At 45.0% G+C, this 20,753-nt stretch carries 20 protein-coding genes and 6 tRNA genes; 14 read left to right on the plus strand and 12 right to left on the minus strand.

The features are described 5' to 3' along the window. The first annotated feature begins 99 nt into the window (after positions 1-99). The gene (gene purB / locus BM293_RS01985; RefSeq protein ID WP_093446440.1) at positions 100-1,521 is read left to right on the plus strand and encodes an adenylosuccinate lyase; all 1,422 of its coding nucleotides are present in this window, start codon (positions 100-102) and stop codon (positions 1,519-1,521) included. Position 1,522: 1 nt separating this feature from the next. Next, complete coding sequence (locus BM293_RS01990) at positions 1,523-2,764, plus strand: cupin domain-containing protein (RefSeq protein ID WP_093446441.1); 1,242 nt, start codon at positions 1,523-1,525, stop codon at positions 2,762-2,764. Between the two features lie 63 nt (positions 2,765-2,827). Here BM293_RS01990 and BM293_RS01995 read toward each other — a convergent pair. From BM293_RS01995 to tig, 8 genes are all read right to left on the minus strand, one after another. Then, positions 2,828-2,904 (minus strand) — tRNA-Asp (locus tag BM293_RS01995). 6 nt (positions 2,905-2,910) lie between these two features. Then, a tRNA-Val gene (locus BM293_RS02000) sits at positions 2,911-2,986 on the minus strand. Between the two features lie 101 nt (positions 2,987-3,087). Further along, positions 3,088-3,164 (minus strand) — tRNA-Asp (locus BM293_RS02005). A gap of 6 nt (positions 3,165-3,170) precedes the next feature. Further along, positions 3,171-3,246, minus strand: a tRNA-Val gene (locus tag BM293_RS02010). A 104-nt stretch (positions 3,247-3,350) separates the two neighbouring features. Further along, a complete protein-coding gene (gene lon / locus BM293_RS02015; RefSeq protein WP_093446443.1) occupies positions 3,351-5,756 on the minus strand; it encodes an endopeptidase La in 2,406 nt (801 codons plus the stop codon). 11 nt (positions 5,757-5,767) lie between these two features. Beyond that, the gene (clpX, locus tag BM293_RS02020; RefSeq protein WP_093446444.1) at positions 5,768-7,021 is read right to left on the minus strand and encodes an ATP-dependent Clp protease ATP-binding subunit ClpX; all 1,254 of its coding nucleotides are present in this window, start codon (positions 7,019-7,021) and stop codon (positions 5,768-5,770) included. 15 nt (positions 7,022-7,036) lie between these two features. Further along, positions 7,037-7,645 carry an ATP-dependent Clp endopeptidase proteolytic subunit ClpP gene (gene clpP, locus BM293_RS02025; protein ID WP_093446445.1) on the minus strand — a complete coding sequence of 203 codons (609 nt, stop codon included), beginning with the start codon at positions 7,643-7,645 and terminating at the stop codon, positions 7,037-7,039. 166 nt (positions 7,646-7,811) lie between these two features. Then, the gene (gene tig, locus BM293_RS02030) at positions 7,812-9,125 is read right to left on the minus strand and encodes a trigger factor (protein WP_093446446.1); all 1,314 of its coding nucleotides are present in this window, start codon (positions 9,123-9,125) and stop codon (positions 7,812-7,814) included. 245 nt (positions 9,126-9,370) lie between these two features. Between tig and BM293_RS02035 the strand changes: the two genes are divergently transcribed. The 12 genes from BM293_RS02035 to BM293_RS02090 all read left to right on the plus strand — a co-directional run bounded on the left by BM293_RS02035 (position 9,371) and on the right by BM293_RS02090 (position 18,857). Beyond that, positions 9,371-9,457: transfer RNA gene (locus BM293_RS02035), tRNA-Leu, on the plus strand. A gap of 139 nt (positions 9,458-9,596) precedes the next feature. Then, entirely contained in the window at positions 9,597-10,691 is a 1,095-nt protein-coding gene (locus BM293_RS02040) for a tyrosine-type recombinase/integrase (protein WP_093446448.1), read from the plus strand. Then, on the plus strand, positions 10,691-11,176 hold the full coding sequence (locus BM293_RS02045; RefSeq protein WP_093446449.1) for a hypothetical protein: 486 nt from the start codon (positions 10,691-10,693) through the stop codon (positions 11,174-11,176). Before BM293_RS02040 ends, BM293_RS02045 begins: the two co-directional genes overlap by 1 nt. Positions 11,177-11,285: 109 nt before the next feature. Beyond that, positions 11,286-11,489 (plus strand): hypothetical protein, encoded by a 204-nt coding sequence (locus tag BM293_RS02050; protein WP_093446450.1) that lies wholly within the window; start codon positions 11,286-11,288, stop codon positions 11,487-11,489. Positions 11,490-11,498: 9 nt separating this feature from the next. Then, positions 11,499-11,654, plus strand: a complete 156-nt coding sequence (locus BM293_RS10215) for a hypothetical protein (protein ID WP_159428443.1) — start codon at positions 11,499-11,501, stop codon at positions 11,652-11,654. Position 11,655: 1 nt separating this feature from the next. Next, positions 11,656-11,925, plus strand: a complete 270-nt coding sequence (locus tag BM293_RS02055) for a hypothetical protein (protein ID WP_093446451.1) — start codon at positions 11,656-11,658, stop codon at positions 11,923-11,925. 348 nt (positions 11,926-12,273) lie between these two features. Next, a complete protein-coding gene (locus tag BM293_RS02065) occupies positions 12,274-14,544 on the plus strand; it encodes a DUF3987 domain-containing protein (RefSeq protein ID WP_093446454.1) in 2,271 nt (756 codons plus the stop codon). Between the two features lie 493 nt (positions 14,545-15,037). Next, positions 15,038-15,391, plus strand: a complete 354-nt coding sequence (locus BM293_RS02070) for a hypothetical protein (RefSeq protein ID WP_093446455.1) — start codon at positions 15,038-15,040, stop codon at positions 15,389-15,391. After that, positions 15,391-16,854, plus strand: a complete 1,464-nt coding sequence (locus BM293_RS02075) for a hypothetical protein (RefSeq protein ID WP_200770590.1) — start codon at positions 15,391-15,393, stop codon at positions 16,852-16,854. The genes BM293_RS02070 and BM293_RS02075 overlap by 1 nt, the downstream gene beginning before the upstream one ends. A 151-nt stretch (positions 16,855-17,005) precedes the next feature. Beyond that, positions 17,006-18,148, plus strand: coding sequence for a phage major capsid protein (locus BM293_RS02080; protein ID WP_093446457.1), 1,143 nt, complete (start codon positions 17,006-17,008; stop codon positions 18,146-18,148). A gap of 184 nt (positions 18,149-18,332) precedes the next feature. After that, positions 18,333-18,533, plus strand: coding sequence for a sigma factor-like helix-turn-helix DNA-binding protein (locus BM293_RS10430; RefSeq protein WP_093446458.1), 201 nt, complete (start codon positions 18,333-18,335; stop codon positions 18,531-18,533). 247 nt (positions 18,534-18,780) lie between these two features. Further along, a tRNA-Ile gene (locus BM293_RS02090) sits at positions 18,781-18,857 on the plus strand. A gap of 33 nt (positions 18,858-18,890) precedes the next feature. Here the strand turns inward: BM293_RS02090 and BM293_RS02095 are convergent. The 4 genes from BM293_RS02095 to BM293_RS02115 all read right to left on the minus strand — a co-directional run bounded on the left by BM293_RS02095 (position 18,891) and on the right by BM293_RS02115 (position 20,727). Beyond that, positions 18,891-19,196 carry an addiction module antidote protein gene (locus tag BM293_RS02095; protein WP_093446460.1) on the minus strand — a complete coding sequence of 102 codons (306 nt, stop codon included), beginning with the start codon at positions 19,194-19,196 and terminating at the stop codon, positions 18,891-18,893. Positions 19,197-19,359: 163 nt separating this feature from the next. Beyond that, entirely contained in the window at positions 19,360-19,512 is a 153-nt protein-coding gene (locus tag BM293_RS10270) for a hypothetical protein (RefSeq protein WP_200770591.1), read from the minus strand. A 589-nt stretch (positions 19,513-20,101) separates the two neighbouring features. Then, positions 20,102-20,497 carry a type II toxin-antitoxin system tRNA(fMet)-specific endonuclease VapC gene (locus BM293_RS02110; protein ID WP_093446461.1) on the minus strand — a complete coding sequence of 132 codons (396 nt, stop codon included), beginning with the start codon at positions 20,495-20,497 and terminating at the stop codon, positions 20,102-20,104. 2 nt (positions 20,498-20,499) lie between these two features. Beyond that, the gene (locus tag BM293_RS02115) at positions 20,500-20,727 is read right to left on the minus strand and encodes an antitoxin (RefSeq protein ID WP_093446463.1); all 228 of its coding nucleotides are present in this window, start codon (positions 20,725-20,727) and stop codon (positions 20,500-20,502) included. Positions 20,728-20,753: the final 26 nt, after the last annotated feature.

Here is a 20,753-nt window from a genome sequence, read left to right on the forward strand (position 1 = left end):
TCGGATAGGTGTGACCTAGTCAAGTCACGATAAATAAATTTAATATATAATATCACGATTTAGTCTTCATTTTTTTATCGAACATGCAAGGAATCAACTATGTCCCAAGCTACTCAACCTAATCTCGCCCTATCAGAATTAACCGCCATCTCACCCATTGATGGTCGTTATGGCGCGCGCCTAAATGATTTAAAAGCTATTTTTAGTGAATTTGGCTTAATCAAAAACCGTGTCAGAGTTGAGGTAGCGTGGTTAAAGATGCTTGCTAATCATCCAGCGATTCCAGAAGTGCCCAGCTTAAGCGAATCTGCAAAGGCACATTTAGCGTTATTAGTCAGTGACTTTACCCTTGAGATGGCGCAGCGCGTCAAGGATATTGAGCGCACCACCAACCATGATGTTAAAGCGGTGGAATACCTTATTAAGGAACACATGGCAAGTCACGACGAACTTGCCGCGGTAAGTGAGTTTGTGCATTTTGCTTGTACTTCGGAAGACATTAACAACCTAGCCTATGCGCTGATGCTTAAAGAAGCACGAGAGCAAAATCTTGTGCCCCAGATGCAACAAGTGATTGATGAAATTGCACAACAAGCGATGGCCATGGCGCACATTCCGATGTTATCACGCACCCATGGTCAACCCGCCTCACCCACGACCGTTGGTAAAGAGTTTGCTAACGTGGCCTACCGCCTACAGCGTCAAACCAAACAACTGATGCAAGTACAAATTATGGGCAAAATTAATGGCGCAACTGGCAATTATAACGCGCATCTGTCGGCCTATCCCGACATCAACTGGTATGAACTTAGTGAGCAATTTGTTAATAATCTTGGCTTGGCTTGGAACCCTTACACCATTCAAATTGAACCTCATGACTACATTGCCGAATACTTCCATGCGGTTAGCCGATTTAATACCATTTTGATTGACTTTGATCGTGATGTTTGGGGCTATATTGCGCTGGGCTTTTTCAAACAAAAAACCGTTGCCGGTGAAATTGGCTCATCAACCATGCCTCACAAAGTTAACCCTATTGATTTTGAAAATTCTGAAGGTAACCTAGGCTTAGCCAATGCCATTTTTGAGCATTTAGCGCAGAAACTGCCGATTTCGCGCTGGCAGCGTGACCTAACCGACTCGACGGTGTTGCGTAATTTGGGTGTGGGCGTAGCTCATACCAGTATTGCCATCGCCGCGACCCTTAAAGGCCTAGGTAAACTGGAAGTGAATGAAGCCAAACTGGCCCAAGACCTAGACGAAAACTGGGAAGTCTTAGCGGAAGCCATTCAAACCGTTATGCGCCGCTATGGTATTGAACAGCCTTATGAAAAACTCAAAGAGCTTACTCGCGGACGCCGAGTTAACTCACAAATCATGCAAGAGTTTGTCGATCGCTTGGATCTACCTAGTGACGCCAAAAAAGCCCTGCGTGACATGACCCCTGCCAGCTATATTGGTAATGCGGCTCGCCAAGCGGAGACGATCGAATTAGCCCTTAGCATTTTAAAAGGTCGTTAAGATGATTCATTTTGGCAGCATTGACCAGGCCTGTTTTTTACGCGAATACTGGCAAAAGAAACCCCTGCTGATAAAACAGGCGCTAGCTAATTTTGTCAGCCCAATTGCCCCTGAAGAGTTAGCAGGCCTGGCGCTAGAAGAAGGGATTGAAAGTCGTCTTGTGATTCAACAAGGCGCACAAGATTATCAATTACGCCATGGTCCCTTTACCGATCAGGACTTTATGCAACTGCCGGAAAAAAATTGGACGCTATTGGTCCAAGGCATGGATAAGCTTATTCCTGAAATTCATCAGCTACTGACTGAATTTGATTTTATTCCCCGTTGGCGTCTGGATGACGTAATGATCAGCTATGCCACCGAAGGTGGCAATGTCGGCCCTCATTACGATCACTATGATGTGTTTCTGTTACAAGCTGCCGGTACTCGGCGCTGGCAGATCACCTCACAAGACTGTCACCCTGAAAACTATTTAGCTGATGTAGCCTTGCGCTTAATGCAAGAATTTAAGGTTGAAGATGAATGGGTGTTAGAGCCGGGCGATCTGCTATACCTTCCGCCTAAATGGGGGCATCATGGTGTGGCGCTAGATAATGAATGCATGACCTTTTCTGTCGGCTATAGGAGCTATAAAGCGCAAGAGTTGTGGGATAGTTTTGGTGATTACCTGGCAGAGCAAACTCAAGATTCAACTAAGAGCTTGGCTAACAACCTCGCACAGGGGATTTATCAAGACCCCAACTGGCAAGATACCAAGCCAGGAGAAGCACCTGATAGTGCATGGCAACATGCACAACAACAGCTGCTCGCCTTAGCACAAGATGATCGAGCGATGCAGGCCTGGTTTGGTCGCTTTGCTACACAGCTTGATGAGCAGTCTCATCAACAGCTGCCAGATCCACTCACACCAGAAGAACAGGCCGACATTAATCAATTTCAACAAGCCTTAGCGCAAGCTGAACGTCTTGAACGTGATCCAGTCTGCCGTTTTGCTTATAGTCGCGACCCTGAAACAGGACAGGTCACGCTGTTTATCAATGGCAGTGCTTGGCCTGTAGGTGACGATATTGGTGCTGGCGTCCTCATGGAACTGGCTAATCAACCCTTTTATGCAAACGCACTTCTGTCGCGCTGGGTCAAACAACGTCCAGTCACCCATTTACTCTATGATCTTTGGTGTTTACAATATGTGATTTTTCCAGATCAAGATGAACAAGCAGAGTGTTATGAGGGTGAGGCTTAAAAAGCGATAAAAAAAAGCTATAAAAAAACGCGCTGGTCATAAAGACGCAGCGCGTTAAAGATATGGCGGAGCGGACGGGGCTCGAACCCGCGACCCCCGGCGTGACAGGCCGGTATTCTAACCAACTGAACTACCGCTCCAAATTTTGGTGGGTGCTGAGGGGATCGAACCCCCGACCCTCGCCTTGTAAGGGCGATGCTCTCCCAGCTGAGCTAAGCACCCGAATTTGCAGTTTGAGCTTGCACTCAACACTATAACTTTCACAAGTATTAAGACGTGTCATTGTCTCAATAAAAAAGCTAGCAAAGCTAGCTTTTGATATATGGCGGAGCGGACGGGGCTCGAACCCGCGACCCCCGGCGTGACAGGCCGGTATTCTAACCAACTGAACTACCGCTCCAAATTTTGGTGGGTGCTGAGGGGATCGAACCCCCGACCCTCGCCTTGTAAGGGCGATGCTCTCCCAGCTGAGCTAAGCACCCGTTTTCCGCGTGGTTAGTCGCGATAAACAATGCGCGTATTATAAGGCGCCCGTGGGGATTGTCAACCAATATAAAACTAAATTTAGTAAATTTTTACTTTAGTATTAATGGTGACTCGTCTTAACAGCGGCATCCGTCGTTTCGCTCGCAACGACCGCTTCTGCAGCGACAATAGTATCATCCACAGGCGTCGGTGCATAAGCCAATGACTCAGAGACCACCTCTTCAATCCACTGTACCGATTTAATGCTCAATGCGTCAGTGATTTCAGCTGGGATCTCATCCAAGTCTCGCACATTATCAATTGGTATCAGCACGCGCTTGATTCCGCCTCTTAACGCGGCTAAGAGCTTCTCCTTTAAGCCACCAATAGGTAACACCTCACCACGTAAGGTAATCTCACCCGTCATGGCAATATCAGCGCGCACCGGAATTTGCGTGAGGGCTGAAATAATCGCAGTACACACGGCAATACCGGCACTGGGACCATCTTTTTTAATCGCACCTTCTGGAAAGTGTAAATGCAAATCCTGGGTTTCATAGAAATTTGCCGCCAAACCATAGTCTTTATAACGTGAGCGAATCACACTCATCGCTGCACGCACCGACTCCGTCATCACACTACCCAACTGACCCGTTGTTTCCAACTTGCCTTTGCCGGTCATTGCTGTGGCTTCAATACGCAACAAATCACCACCCACACGCGTCCAAGCCAATCCAGTGACCTGACCAATCCGGTCTTGTTCTGACGCCAAGCCAAAACGGTACTTAGCCACACCCAGATAATCCGCCAGGTTAGCTTTCTCAATGGCAATTTGCGAACATTTTTCAGTCAGAATGGCCTTGACAGCCTTGCGGCAAATCTTGGCAATCGCCCGGTCTAAAGAGCGCACCCCTGCTTCACGTGTATAGGTCTGAATAATCGCTACAACCGCCTCTTCACTAATCGTTAACTCAGTGGACTTTAAACCATGGTCTTTAAGCTGGCGAGGAATAAGGTGATCAATGGCGATGCGAACTTTTTCTAGCTCGGTGTAGCCAGCCAAGTTAATGACCTCCATACGATCCATTAAGGCTTCCGGAATATCCATCGAGTTTGATGTCGCCACAAACAAAACATCTGACAAGTCATAATCGACCTCTAAATAATGATCGTTAAAATGACTGTTTTGCTCTGGGTCAAGTACTTCTAACAATGCACTTGCTGGATCACCGCGCATATCGCGGCTCATCTTATCGACCTCATCTAATAAAAATAGCGGATTTTTGGTTTTTACACTCGCCATTTTTTGAATGATTTTGCCAGGCAAGGCGCCAATGTAGGTACGACGATGGCCACGAATTTCAGCCTCATCACGCACACCGCCCAGCGCGACACGCACATAATCGCGATTAGTCGCTTCTGCAATCGAGCGAGCCAAGGTAGTTTTACCCACACCAGGCGGCCCAACCAGACACAAAATAGGTCCTTTAAGTTTTTTGACTCGTTGCTGTACTGCAAGGTATTCAATAATGCGCTCTTTAACGCGCTCTAAGCCAAAGTGTTGCGCATCAAGGATGTCTTGCGACTTAACAAGGTCTTTGAACACACGACTACGTTTCGACCAAGGTAGGCTAACCAACCAATCTAAATAGTTGCGTATAACATTGGCCTCTGCGGACTGTGCCTGCATTTGGCGCAACTTCTTAAATTCCGTTCTTGCACGCTTAGCAACGGCTTCAGGCATTTTGGCGGCAGCAATTTTTGCTTCCATGCCTGTTTGAGGATCTTCATCATCCTGATTGAGCTCTTTATGAATAGCCTTGAGCTTTTCATTCAAATAATACTCACGCTGAGTACGATCAATTTGCTTTTTAACCCGCATATTGATGCGTTTTTCAGATTCGATAATATCGATCTCTTCTTCGATAAAGCTCAACAGGGCTTCTAAGCGCGCATTGATTGAAATCTGACCAAGCAGCTGCTGCTTTTTTTCAATAGACAAGCTTAGACTTACCGCAATTAAATCAACTAATTTGGCGGCATCTTTTGCTTTTTCAATGCTTTCGCGCACCTCGGCAGGTAGCTTCTTTTTAATTTCCGCTAAATGAAAAAAACGCTCAACCAACACTGCCCTCAGTGGGTTAGTTTCCGTGTCAGGACCTAAATCTACTGGCAATGCTTCAATATCCGCCGCGAGGAACTCACCCTCATTATGCAACTGCTCAAGGCTATAACGCTGCACCCCCTCAACCAGTACTTTAACAGTGCCATCAGGTAATTTAAGCGTTTGAAGGATCGTCGCAAGCGTGCCTACCTCATACAAATCATTACGCGAAGGTTGATCTTGATCTGGATTTTTTTGCGCAATTAAAAATAGTAAACGATCGCGCTTAAGGGCTTCGTACACCGCGTTGATCGATTTTTCACGACCTACAAATAACGGCATTACCGAACCCGGAAACACCACCACATCACGCAATGGCATGATTAACACCCGCTTAGTATCTTTTGATGCAAGCTGCCCCATGCTCAACCCCTTTATTTTTTATTAGCTGTTTTCGCCGCTTCTTCATAAACCATCATCGGCGGCTTTTTACCTTGAACAACAGCCTTGTTCACAACTACTTTCTGCACATCACTCATACCGGGCAACTCGTACATGGTATCCAGCAAGATTTTTTCCATAATTGAACGTAAACCACGGGCACCTGTTTTACGAGTAATCGCTAAATTGGCAATTTCTTGCAAGGCATCTTTGCGAATTTCTAACTCAACACCCTCAAGCGCAAACATCTTTTGAAACTGTTTAACTAACGCATTTTTAGGTTCAGTCAAAATTTGAATCAAGGCTTTTTCATCCAGTTCAGTCAGTGAAGCAATAACCGGAAGGCGCCCCACAAATTCTGGGATCAGGCCGTAACGATTAAGATCTTGAGGCTCAATATTTTCAAACAATTTACTAATCGCGGCTTTTTTGGAAGGATCCTTCACTTCGGCGGCGAAGCCTATTCCCGTGTTTTGTTGCATTCGCTGCTCAATAACACGATCCAGGCCTTCAAACGCACCGCCGACAATAAATAATATTTTCGAGGTATCGACATAAATCATTTCTTGGTTTGGATGCTTACGACCGCCTTGAGGTGGCACAGCCGCTTGTGTGCCTTCGATCAGCTTTAATAACGCTTGTTGCACGCCCTCACCCGACACATCTCGTGTAATGGATGGGTTTTCTGATTTACGGGTAATCTTATCGATTTCATCAATATAGATAATACCGCGTTCTGCTTTTTGTGGATCGTTATCACATCGTTGCAATAACTTTAAAACAATTGACTCAACGTCTTCACCGACATAACCCGCTTCAGTTAGCGTGGTCGCATCAGCAATGGCAAAAGGGACATCTAACAAACGTGCCAAGGTTTGAGCCAATAATGTTTTACCTGAACCCGTTGGCCCAATTAACAGGATATTACTTTTTGATAATTCAACATCATCTTGGGCATGACCATGCTGCAAACGCTTATAATGGTTATAAACAGCTACTGACAGCACCTTCTTAGCATGCTGCTGACCAATAACATAATCATCTAAAATACCACTAATTTCGCGCGGAGTAGGTAACTGCTCTAAATCGAACGTTGCTTCAGCCGGTTCACCAAACTCTTCATGCAAAATATCATTACACAGCTCGACACACTCATCACAAATATAAACAGATGGCCCAGCAATGAGCTTTTTAACTTCATCTTGGCTTTTGCCACAAAAAGAGCAATACAAGGTTTTTTCAGACATAGTTTCTCCTTTGGGCTATTCACCACGTTTGCCAAGAACCTGGTCAATCAAACCATACTCTTTTGCTTTTTCTGCACTCATAAAGTTATCTCGATCTGTATCACGCTCAATCACCTCAAGCGGTTGGCCAGTATTTTCACTCAGTGCCTTGTTAAGTTTATCTTTAATAAACAAAATTTCACGCGCATGAATTTCAAAGTCGCTGGCTTGCCCCTGAAACCCACCCAAAGGTTGGTGAATCATTACACGTGAATTAGGTAAGGCAAAGCGTTTGCCCTTCTCGCCGGCCGCTAATAAAAACGAGCCCATGCTAGCTGCTTGACCTAAACACATCGTAGATACATCCGGCTTAATAAAACGCATCGTGTCATAGATAGCCATCCCAGCCGTCACACTGCCACCGGGTGAATTAATATAAAGATGAATGTCTTTTTCTGGATTTTCAGATTCTAAAAATAACATTTGAGCCACAATTAAGTTAGCCATGTGATCTTCAACGGGTCCGACTAAAAAAATAACCCGCTCTTTAAGCAAACGTGAATAAATATCAAACGCACGTTCACCTCGACTTGTTTGCTCAACGACCATGGGCACCAAGGCATTCATAATATTAGAGTGATCCATTTACCTTCCTTAAAAACTTAAATGATCTGTACGACTTGTGATTTGCAAATTTACTCTATCTTAGCCGCTACAGCTCATAAAAAAAACAGCCCCGGAGTCTTTTGCGCAAAAGAATCACGGGGCTGAATAGAATTCGTCCCCTCCGTAAAACTGGAGGGACGCAATATTACGCTTTTTGACTCACAATCTCATCAAAAGCTTTAGACACCTTGCTAACTTTAGCTTGCCCAAGAATGTGCTTCGCAGCGTTTGACTCAACAATAATCGCCTTCACTTCACTCATACGCTCAGGGTTTTTATCATACCACTCTCTAATTTCAGCGGGGTCTTCATAGGCAGACGCTTGATCAGCAATAAATTCATCCAACTGCTCAGGTGAGGCTTCTATGTTATTCGCTTTCACTAAATCAGCAATAACGAGTCCTAACTTAACACGTCGTTCGGCATCAGGCGTAAACATGTCAGCCGACAAACCAGGCATTTGATCTTTTGGCATACCCTGCTGCTCTAAACGCTGCATGTATTGATCCAACATCGATTGTGCTTCTTGTGCAACCAAGGCTTTAGGAACCGAAAGATCTGTCGCTTTTTCGAGCGCATCAAACGCCGCCTGGCGATTTTTAACATCCAACGTGCGCTTTAACTCACGTTCCATGTTGTCGCGAACTTCAGCGCGTAATGCTTCAACCGTACCCTCTTCAACACCAAAGGCTTTAACAAACTCTTCATCAAGCTCTGGCATTTGTTTGGTTTGTACCGAATGAACCGTAATATCAAACTGTGCCGTTTTGCCTTTTAGATGCTCGGCTGGATAAGCTTCAGGGAAAGTAACATCAATTGTTTTTTGCTCACCTTTTTTCATGCCCAGAACGCCATCTTCAAAACCAGGAATCATTCGACCACTTCCAAGTTCTAACGGAACATTCTCAGCTTTACCACCTTCAAACTCAACGCCATCAACCTTACCAACAAAATCGATAACAACCTGCTCACCTTGTTTCGCTTTTTTAGCGGCACCTGCAGGCTTCCAAGCAGCACGCTGCTCTTGTAAACGTGCAATCATCGCATCAACATCGGCTTCAGTCACTTCGCTCGCCAATTCCTCGATTTCAAGGCCGCTCACATCTGGTAACGTAACTTCTGGAAAAATCTCGAACTTTGCTACAAACTCGATATTACCCTCGTTCATATCAACATTTTCAAATTCAGGGTAACCCGCCACATTGACTGACTGATCTGTCGCTGCTTTAAAGAACGCGTCATATAATGTTTCACCAAGTAACTCTTGGCGTACTTGGCCAGAGTAACGTTTTTTCACCATCGACAACGGCACTTTACCAGGGCGAAAACCATCCATTTTTACAGTACGACGGACTTCGGCAAGGCGTTTTTCCACCTTGGCATCAAAGTCATCCGATGGAAAGGTCACGGTCATTTTGTGCTCAAGGCCTTGTTCAGGTTTTTCGACAGATACTTGCATACTCACTACCAATTGTTGATTTTAAAGTTAAATAAATACATAAAAGTTAAGCGCAAAATTATACAGACACCTTTAAAAACAACAAGTAAAAATTATTATTTGCCGTAAAACCAGGCCTGCTAGGTCAACAATCTTCTGGTGATAAAAAGCAGTCGGTGATTCTAAGGCAAGTATTTTAGCTAATTTCAAAGACGAGTTATTGACAAGGCCAAGCGGCATCCCTATAATTCGCCACACAAACACATGCCAGTGTGGTGAAATTGGTAGACACGCCGGATTCAAAATCCGGTGCCTTTAAAAGCGTGGCGGTTCGAGTCCGCCCACTGGTACCAACATAAGATATTGATTTTGCACGTTATTTAGGTTGTTTGAAGTAGTGCTCAAAAACCTTACAAATAACGCGGTTATTAAGCAAGTGTGCATTCTGTATGCACTGCGTTTTTTACCGCCCCACTTTTGGGAGTGAAAATCATGACTATTTCAAGACGCAAACACGGCAATTCAACCCGCTTTTATGCTCAGAAGCAATATAAAGGCGTTCGGTACTCAAAACTATTCGACACCCAAGAAGATGCGCAAGAATGGCTAGACGATTTAGCCTACCTAGGTGCGACTGATTCAAAAGGCAATCCCACACGCAAAGCCAAAGCCGCGCAATTAATTATTGATGAAATCGACCAAGCCCGGGCTAGAAATGAAACGCCCACGCTTAAAGAGTGCATTCCGTTATACCTGACCGGGTGTGACAACAAAACCACGCTTGAATCAGTACAGCGCATTCAAGCATTCACCGCCCTACTCAATCGCCCGATTAATGAAATCACCCGCTTAGAGTTTGAACTTGAACTAGACCGCATTCAAGACGCTAAAGAATTGAGCGATGCCACGCGCAACCGTTACCAGTCCGCATTAAGTAGCCTGTATAAATTCATCATGCGCCAAAAGGATTTCAAGAAATACAGTTTGATCAATCCCACGCAAGGCGCGCCACGTGGTAAAGAATCAAAAGGCCGACATTTATTTCTTGAAAAGGAACAGCAAATTAAATTGCTTGAAGCTTGCAAGGCCAGTGAATGGAAAGGTTTTTATATTGTTGTTTTTTTACTACTGGCCACCGGAAGCCGTAAGGGTGAAATCACCCGGCTAAGATGGGAAAACGTAGATTTGAAGCAAGGCATTGTTACACTGGTTAAAACTAAAAACGGTTCAGATCATGCCGTGAAGCTTCCACAGAGCGCTATTAAGATGCTCAGAGAATGGAAGTTAAGCCAACCGCTATCTAATTGGGTATTTCAGCACCGAAAAGATCCACGTCGCCCAATGGTGCATATTGAATACCACTGGAACAAGGCCAAGAAGCGCGCTCAGATGCCTAAAGAATTACGTATTCACGATTTACGCCACACAGCGGCAAGCACGATGCTATTAGATGGCTTTTCACTTGAAGAAATCCAAAGCACACTCAATCATAAGACCCTAGCCATGACCTTGCGCTATGCTAAGGCGCTAAATATAAAAACCACCGTTGAAAAACGCGACCTTGATTATCTACAGGGGGCAATGTGATGGAAGAAATGACTTTAGATCAATTAGTAGAAAAGCTTTTGCCATACTATAAAAAAGAAAAAGGCCGGGTTGCTCAGCTGAAAAGACAGATTAGCAACCTCAAGCAAAAAGACGGCTTTATTCACTCACAAGGTTTAACAAAAATTATAACCAAGCCAAGTGATGTTGCTTTATTAATGGAATCCTACTTACCCGACACCCCCGAATGGCTAGGAAACTTTATACACGGCTATTTTAAAGGAAGGATAAAGCTATCGGGCGGACAGAACAGTGTTCAACCCTGGAATAAAGAAACAGATGTTTTAGGGCTTTATTTGCGCCTTTGCCAATTTGATTACAAGAAAAAAGAAATTTATGAGTCATTAGCCAAGCGATTGGGTGCTTGGCCAGGATTCGGACAAGACGAGCACAATGTAGACCTTTCTAAAGGCGCTGAAGCGGTGAGAAAACACATTAACTCAATGAAAAATAAAGAAAAATTATAAAAAGGAAGCTCCCCCTGTAGGCAATCAGCCTTATTTTTATTTCACCCTCACCCATACCATACCCCTGAGCACTAATTTCAAACAACTTGAAAACCACAGGGGGGCTAAAATGCCAAACTTAGAAAATCTAAAACCTATCCAAATTTTTGCCGATGAATACGCGCAACGCTTAGGCGTTAAGCCGCGTTCAATCCGCATGATGATCGACCGCAACCAAGATGAGCTAATCCAAGCTAATGCCGTGTTCAAGACCAAAGGCAAAGCGCGCTTGATTGATGCGCAAGCGTTTATGGCTTGGTATATCCAACACTGAGGGCGCGGCATGATCGAACTAATCAAAACAACAGATGGCCGCATTATTGGCGCGCAAGTTAAAACCCATTTAATCACCCGCCCAAGCGATGAAACCGAAAAGGATTTCATTAAGCGCATGAATGTATTTGCTGAAAACATTTCACGACTAACGGAGGCTAAATAACATGAACTTTTACGAACTAAACCACACACTAGAAATAAATCCCGATGCGCAATCAATTTTTGAGTGGTTGCTCAATCAGCTTGAAGCAAGAGGAACGGTTAGCGCGGTTGAATTTTTTAGTCTGTTATTTAAAAACGGCTTTTCTACTTCTGAAATTACACCGATAGTCTTTGAATTAATTGATGCCGACGTAATCCGAGAAATCCCCATGCTAGGACTTAGACGGGGCGACAACCTATTCCGTTTACGTGCTGAATTAGGGGGTGTGTAATGAACGATTTACTTCCAATGGTTATTTTTAACCGCCTAAAGAACGTGCCCGGCTATGAACAATCCTACTCTAACCTTTTATGGTTTTGCAAGCGACAAGGATTTACAGTGGCACAGGTTCGCAAAATCATATCCAGTGAGCCTGTTATGCACAGTAGAAGCGAGGACTATCAGCTAAGAAGCCGCGTAAATGAAAACGGTGTTGTCTGTGTTTACCTGGAGGAAGCAAAATGAAAAAAGGCCGAAACCTAAGTCCCGACCTCCGCAAGATTTATGATAACACAATAATTTATTTCATAACGATTTCACTTGGTTTACTGATCCCAGTCTTATTTTTGGGGGTGAACTAATGGCTGTTAGCAAAGAAATAATTGAGCAGACCCAAAAAGCGATAGAAGCCGGATTCAGTTTAACCACGGTTACCGGTAAGCGCCCAACAAAAAAAGACTGGGTGAATAACCCAATGAGATCCGCTGCTTCTTATAATCGCAACCACACCGGGTTCGGTATTATTTGCGGTAAAGAAATAAGCCCGGGTGAATTCATACACCTTATTGATGTTGATGCGCGCAACAAAGGTTTATGCGATGCGTATACAGGTTGGCTAAGGCGTAACTATCCGGAACACGCCAACAGCTTTTTATATCGCGTGGGCTTAGCCCCAAAAGTTGGTATTCCTTTTTTATCAAAAGCGCCAATGAGTAAGCTTAAAAGCAAAGACTTTTACCCGGCAGATGATAAAGACGAAAAAAACCAACTTGAAATTTTAGGCGATGGCCAACAGTTTGTGGCGGCAGGCATTCACCCGGACACTGGCGAGCCTTACGCGTGGACACCAAAGCCAGTGTGGGAGGTGGATTCTTTCGACTTGCCGCTATTTAGCCAAGCAGATGCGTTAAAGATGATCCAAGCGTTTGAGGAATTGGCGGTAGAGCACGGCCTTAACCTCAAAGGCGACGATCTACTGAAAAAAGCAGAGAGCGCCAAGACTGCCCCCGCGCGCATAAGCTTTGGTGCGGGGATTATAGAGAAAATCAAAGAAGCCTATGACACCGTGTCAATAATTGAGGCCAACGGGTACGAATTTAAGGGCATGAGAGGCGATAAGCGCGTTTATCTGCACCCTAACAGCTCAACCAAAGAGCCGGGAATAGTGGTATTTGCTGATGGCCGTTATTACAGCCACCACGCAAGCGACCCGCTAAATGATGGCTTTGCTCATGATGTTGTTGATTTGATTGTTCACTACAGGTTCAACGGCAATTTAAAAGAAGCAATCAAAACATTAGCAAATGAGCTTGATCCCGAGGGGCAAAAAGAGCGCCAACGCCAACATAGAGAAGCAGAAGCACAAAAACTTCTTGATTCTTTGCCGACGGACACCAAAGACGAAAAATCTTATTTGCCGGATTTCAGCCCGCATATTATGCACTTACCCGGCTTGCTTGGTGAAATGCAAGAGTATATCTATGGGCGCATGATCTACCCTTGCCGGGCGATGGCCGCAGTAAGCGCAATGGCTTTTATAGCGCACTATGCGCAAAATAAAGCTTACTTGAACAGCTTACAAGGCAAATTAAGCTTGAACGAGTATTGGCTTGTTATGGCAAAAACGGGCTATGGTAAGGAATCGCTAATTAGCTCATTCACGCACCTAGACGAACTTTTAACAGGCCGCTTTAATCTATCAATCCGCCCGGGTATTCAGCAAGCAACACCCGCAAGCCCGCAAGGATTGCACAAGTTGCTTGAAGCAAACAACGCGCAAACATTCTTTAGTGATGAATTTGCAGAATGGCTAATTCAAGCAAGCAAAGGCGGTGATTCGCACAAGCAAGGCACAATGGGCTATTTAATGCAGATTTACACCAAAGGCTTCAAAAAGGTAAACGTGCCGAATGCGGTAATGAATAAATATGAAGCGGTACAAAATCCCCGCGTCACCATTTTTGCAACCACCACAGGCGAACGATTAACGGAAGCATTAACCGGAAGCCAAGCCGATGCAGGCGGCTATAACCGTTTTATTATGTTTGTGGGCAATCCTGAGCGCATAGAAAAGAGATATAGCGGCTTTAAGTGGCAACCAACGGAATCGCTATTGGTGGGCATAGAGCGCATTTTAAAGATTGCTGATGAGCCTATCCAGTTAAGCGATGAAGCGCGCCAATATTATATTGAGTTTGATTCTCAAACAATCGAGCCGTTAAAGTTTGCTGATCCACACCTAGCCGGGCGGTTGAGCGAGCAGGCGCTAAAGCTTGCCGGATTGATTGCACTGGCCAATAACAGAATGGAGGTTTTAAAAGATGACCTAGTGCAGGCTTATGAGATCCGCTTGAATCTGTATGAGCGCGCAAAGGCTTATATTGACCATGAAGGCGGCTTGGGTGGTGATGATCCAACCGTGCAGGCTTATGATCAAGTTGCAGACCTTTTAACGCGTAAGCGACAAATAAGGCTTTCAGAACTTAAAAAGTTTTCGCGCAAATATAAAAAGCTGAAACTATTTGAGCAAGAGCAGGTTTTAAAGGCATTGCAACGAGATGGATTAGCGCAAGAAGTACGCGTGAAAGGCGGCACAGTGTTAATTCATGTTGATGATATACCCGCAAAATGATAGAGACAAAGGCGTCTCCACCATTGTCTCCACGTCTCCACCATAACGGCCAAATAGGCCGTTTTTTTTTACTTACTAGAGACAGATAGAGACATGATAGAGACAGGTAGTGTCTCCACGATAAACCCCGATAGAATAAGGCTTAGCCATGCTTTGTAGAGACAAATAGACACACACACATATACATATCTTATTTTAGGGGGCTATATGGGGGGGGGTGTGTGTATGTGAAAACGTCTCCACCATCACAGCATGGCTAGATTTTCAGACCAAAAACGCCCCTACCCGCTAAAAAATGCGGGATACATAATCCGATGCGCCCCCTTTATTTATCGACTTCCGCCTATTTGTGTGCAATTTAGTATGCAATTCAAGCTATTTCAGAATATTAAGATATACACATAAGCTATTGATTTTAAAAGAATTTATGCTTGTAAACGCTATTTATTGGCGTATAATTGAGTTAAATAGAAAGCACTTAGGCGCTGATTAGATGGCAAAAGCAACAGAGATACCAAGCAAATTTAAAAACGGTTGGCTAGATCAGCTAGACGGGCGAACTGGTATTGCTCAGATCATGCAACAGCGCTATGAAGAACTCAGCCGGGATCTTGGCGGTATTGACAAACTCAGCTATCAACAGCGGTCATTAATGGAGCGCGCTTTGTGGTTGGAGTATTTTTTGGCGCAACAGGAACAACAGCTTGCGACCGGTCAAGAATTCGACGCCAACCGATGGATTCAAGCCACCAACAGCCTTTTAGGTTTATATGGCCGCTTAGGATTAACACGTGTAAAACACGCGGTTGATATTAGCGATTACATTAAGACTAAGGCGGTGAGCTGATGATTACTATCCGCGACCTAATGAGCGACCCTCAGCTATTCGGTGACACCTTTAGCGGTGACACTTGGAACGCTTGGCGAGCATTATTAAGCGGATTCTATGGCCTACCGTTATCAGACGACGAACTAGACACATTCAAGGCCTTAACAGGCCGCGAGAACGCACCAAACGCCCCACATGACGAACTGTGGCTAGTTGTTGGCAGACGTGGCGGCAAGACAAATATTAGCGCCCTGCTAGCCGTATATGAAGCCGTATTCAATGACCACGCAACCAAGCTTGCACCCGGTGAAGTTGCTACCGTGATGTTAGTGGCGGCAGACCGCAAACAAGCCCGGAGCGCATTCAGATACATTAGCGGCCTGCTCAATGAAAACCCGATGCTTAAAAGCCTTATCGTGAGAGAAGATAAGGAATCAATCGAACTCAGCAACCGATGCGCAATCGAAGTTGGTACAGCGTCATTCAGATCCGTGCGTGGTTACACAATACCGTGCGTTATCGCTGACGAAGTGGCATTTTGGCGCTCAGATGAATCATCTAATCCCGACACCGAGATTTTAAACGCACTTAGACCCGCATTAGCGACCCTTAACGGCAAGATGATTGCGCTATCAAGTCCCTATGCCCGACGCGGTGCATTATGGGATTCATACAAGCGCTATTTCGGCAAAGAAAACAATGAAATCTTAGTCGCCCAAGCACCTAGTCGCACCATGAATCCAAGCTTGCCTGAGAAAGTCGTCACCCAAGCACTAGACCGCGACCCAAGCGCGGCTAAAGCTGAATACTTGGCACAATTTAGAACAGACGTTGAAAGCTTTATTTCACGTGAAAGCGTTGAATCTTGCACCGTGCCAAACCGACGCGAGTTAAAACCGATTAGCGAAATTAAATACGTGGCTTTTACAGATCCAAGCGGTGGATCAAAAGACGCGTGGACACTATCGATTGCACATAAAGAAGATGACATTGTTGTGCTTGATGCGGTGCGCTCAATCAAGCCACCGTTTAGCCCCGCGGCCGTTGTTGAAGAATACGCGGCACTACTCAAGCAATACAAAATTAGTGAAGTCACTGGCGACCGCTATGCCGGTGAATTTCCACGCGAGCTATTTTCTAAGGCCGGCATTCAATACCGCATTAGTGACCGACCAAGAAGCGACCTATACCGCGACACGTTACCGCTTATTAATAGCGGCCGCGTGGAGTTGTTAGACCATGCTGAGATCCTGACCCAATTCACTAGCCTTGAAAGACGGACTAGCCGAAGTGGTAAAGACAGCATAGACCATGCCCCGGGCGCACATGATGACCTTGTGAACTCAGTGGCCGGAGCAGTTATCAGCGCCAATAAGAAAAGTTTTAATCTGATCTTTGAAGCGTTGGAATCTACTAGAAGCGATTTCCTAGACCTTGCCAGCCCTGGCCAGTTGGTAAGCGTGGAAAATGGTTTCTACTGATTGGCTAGCAATCAGAATGAGCCGCGCAAGCACTCATTGCCTTAACTCAGCAACGCGCAACCCGGCACAAGAGAGCCGCGCAAGCACTCTTATATGTGACCAGTTGAGTGAGATTCAAAACTTAACTTTTAACTTATGAGAGAGAAATATCATGACTGATTTAACCGAGATCAAAACCATTGTTGAGCAACGCTCAAACGAAATCGCAACCCGCCTTAATCAAACTGAACAGATGTTTGAAATGCTAGATAGAAAGCTGATTGAGGTTGAGCTTGCACAGAAAAACCAATTCGTTCGCGGTGACGTTGATCGCTATGAAGCGAAACAAGATCCTGACCTGCATAAGTTTTTGCAGAAAGGCCTAATGCCTGAGATTGAGCGCAAAGAATTGAGCGTCACCAGTGACGGGCAAGGCGTTTCAGTACGTTCGCAATGGGCTGACCGGATTTTTAAACAGATCCGCGAAACTAACCCAATGCGCCAATTAGCAAGCACCATGACCACGGCAAGCGACAGCTTGGAAGTATTGGTTGATCGTGGCGAGCCGCTATCAGATTGGATTGGCGAACTTGATCCACGCGCTAAGACTGACGCGAGCTTCTTAACACGTCACAAAATCACCGTGCATGAGCATTACGCCAACCCGGAAGTCACCTTGCAGATGCTTGAAGATTCGAGCTTCAATGTTGAGCAGTGGTTACAGAGCAAGTTAGCCAGTCGCTTTAATCGCCAAGAAGAAGCAGCATTCTTGCTTGGTGATGGCTTAGGCCAACCGCGTGGGCTTTTGACCTACAACAGCGTGGCTAATGATGACTTCACTTGGGGCGCTGATCCTGATCAATATCAGATCGGTTCAATCTATAGCGGTGCAGATGCTGACATCACCGACCCTGATGCGCTAATTGATATGGTTGATTCATTGAAATCAGCTTATCTGAACGGTGCGTCATGGTTGATGACGCGTGCAATGAAGTCAAAGATCCGCAAGTTGAAAGACAGCCAAGATCGCTATTTGTTCGAGCCTGCTATCACAGCCGGAGCGCCTGATCGCCTTTTAGGTTATCCGGTGTTTATCGCTGAGGATATGCCAGGCCTGGCCGCTGATGAAGTGGGCGCGGTGTTCGGTGATTTCAACGAAGCGTATACCGTGGTTGATCGCTTGGGCGTTACCGTTCAGCGTGATTCATTCACCAAGCCGGGTTGGGTTAAGTATTACGCCCGTAAGCGCTTAGGCGGTGCCGTAACTAACCCGGAAGCGGTGAAGTTTTTGGTATTGGGTTCAAAACCTGTGTAATTGCTAGCGATAGCAAGTCCCCTGAGCCACGCAGGGGCGGTATAACCGCATAACGTGGCAGAGGTTTTAGCCGTGAGTCACCTCGTTCCAAAGCAACCGCGGCAGCTAATGGCAACACTCCTTTGTGCATTAGCAACCAAGCGCCCGAAAGGGCGTTTTTTATAAGGTTAGAGGATTGTCACTAATGAGAGAATTCACCTGTAAAGAAATTGGCGCTCAGCTTGGCATATCACCGGATCGAGTACGACAGATTCAAAACGAAGCTATCTTGAAATGCAAAATCTATTGCCAACAGCGTGGGCTAGAATTAAGTGATATTTTGGCAGTCAAAAACCCTCAAAATGACCTAAAAAGGTATGCACTTGGTGTGCACCCCGATTCATAACCCATTGATTTTATTACCCCTCAAAAATGCACACTTGGCCAACGTGGTATGCACTTGGTGTGCACTCTTTTTAAAATAAATCCTATGCGACCCCTTGCAACGTGGGCATTCTTGGTTTAATATGCGCCTACTTCAAGCAACAATGGTTGCCAAATAAGTGCGATTCAAAATCCGGTGCCTTTAAAAGCGTGGCGGTTCGAGTCCGCCCACTGGTACCAACTACAAGTTCCGTATAGCTTCCAAATATACGACCGTAGCTCAGTTGGTTAGAGCGCACCCCTGATAAGGGTGAGGTCGGTGGTTCGAATCCACTCGGTCGTACCAATAAAATCAAAACTTATCATTGACTCCAAGATTTTAGCCGATGCCACCCTTTGCTTGCGGCTGTAAGCGGAACTCTAAGCCGAGCGCATTGATGACTTTATAGACGGTTTCAAATCGTGGATGCTTGCCTTCGCCGAATGACTTATACAGGCTTTCGCGGCCCAATCCGGTGCGATGACTTATTTCCGTCATACCTTTGGAACGTGCGACCACGCCCAACGCATAGATAAAAAACTCAGGATCATTTTCTTCTAGGCAGGCTTCGAGATAAGCCATAACATTCTCTTCAGTGTTCAGGTAATCCGCTGAATCATAGGGTACAGATTCAAGTTTTTTCATTTAACCAGCTCCTTAGTGTTTGTATATCATTGGGTTGCTTTGGTTTATCACCCGCCAACATGAGCAAGATTATTTTGTCACCTTCATGTGTACAGTAAACGCGCCAGCCCTTGCCTACATCAATTCGCAACTCATAAAGTTGGGCATCTAGCTGCTTGTAATCTCACGCATTGCCTTGGGCTAATCGGTCTAATCGCATGGTAATTCTCGCTTTGGCGCGGTCAGGGATAAGATGACCATAATGTTTTTCAATCATCTTGGTGGACTTGTGACCTGCCATGCGCGCCACTTGAAGCAGGTTCTCGGTTTGTAGCAATGTGCTGATCCAGTGGTGACGCAGTTAATAAAAATCTAAATCATCCGGCAGGCCTAAATCCTAGACTCAGCCTGTTTAGGATAAGCCTGTTTAGTTGCACTAGATATCTGCTATATAGTATTTCACTGCTCAAAATACTCGTTACATCATGATAAGGTAAGATGAGTAAATGCAACCTCGATTCGATTTGCATCACTAAGATATTACGAGACCAATTATTTTCAATCGCTTTTTGCGCGTACCAAAGTCAGTTTTCAGGGGCTTTAAGCTTATCCAGCAACTGCAGGCCTTCTTCAAATAGTGATAATTGAAAAAGAATCAAACCTAAGTTGTGCCTTGCTAAAATCTTTTAGGTTATTCGTTAGAGTAAATTTCACATTGGCCGCTACAGCAAGATCAATCAAGAAGTTATCCCCTACGTCTTTTAAATTGGGGCGCCAAATGTAATGAATCGACACCCATTAAATCCGGCATATTATTTTACTCGTATTAGGTTCAAGTGATGGGTAATGTAACGAATCAGCGGATAAAATCCTAGCAGGAGCCTAGGATTTAGCGACAGGTTTTGTCGGGTTAAAAAGAGGTTAATTTAAACCCAATTCTCAAGCTTTAAACCATCGACTCTGACGAACTCTTTTGTATTATTGCTCACTAGGGTTGCACCTATAGTGCGTGCGTGCGCGGCAATCCACAAATCATTATTACCAATCGGCGTGCCTTTACTCGTCAAATCAGCACGAATTTCCGCATAGGTTTTTGCGACCTCTTGTTGCATCGCCAATACAGGAATATAACGAGATAAATCATCAATAATCTGCAACTGCCTTATTGCATTCTGACTGCGTAACGCGCCATATTCCAATTCGCCAAAGGTAATCATAGACATCGCTACATCCCCTATCTGCATTTGCTCAAATTTCGCCCGCACGCTTGCCGGTTTGTTTTTTATGATATAAATGCAGATATTGGTGTCTAGCATATACATAGCTACAAGGCCTCACGCTCTTGCGGCAATTCATCGCCACGACCATTCGCCATAAAATCATCCGACACACCATCAAACAAATCAAAAACCTCACCGAGGTTTTTAGGTTTAGGCTTTAACACCACTTCATCACCACGTTTAAAAATTTCGACAGTGGTCACGTCAAAACGAAACTCTTTCGGAATGCGTACCGCTTGGCTATTGCCGGATTGAAAAATTTTTGCTTCCATTTTTGCCCCCATTTATATATACATAA

Source organism: Thiomicrospira sp. ALE5, from assembly GCF_900112445.1.
Taxonomy (GTDB): Bacteria; Pseudomonadota; Gammaproteobacteria; order Thiomicrospirales; family Thiomicrospiraceae; genus Thiomicrospira.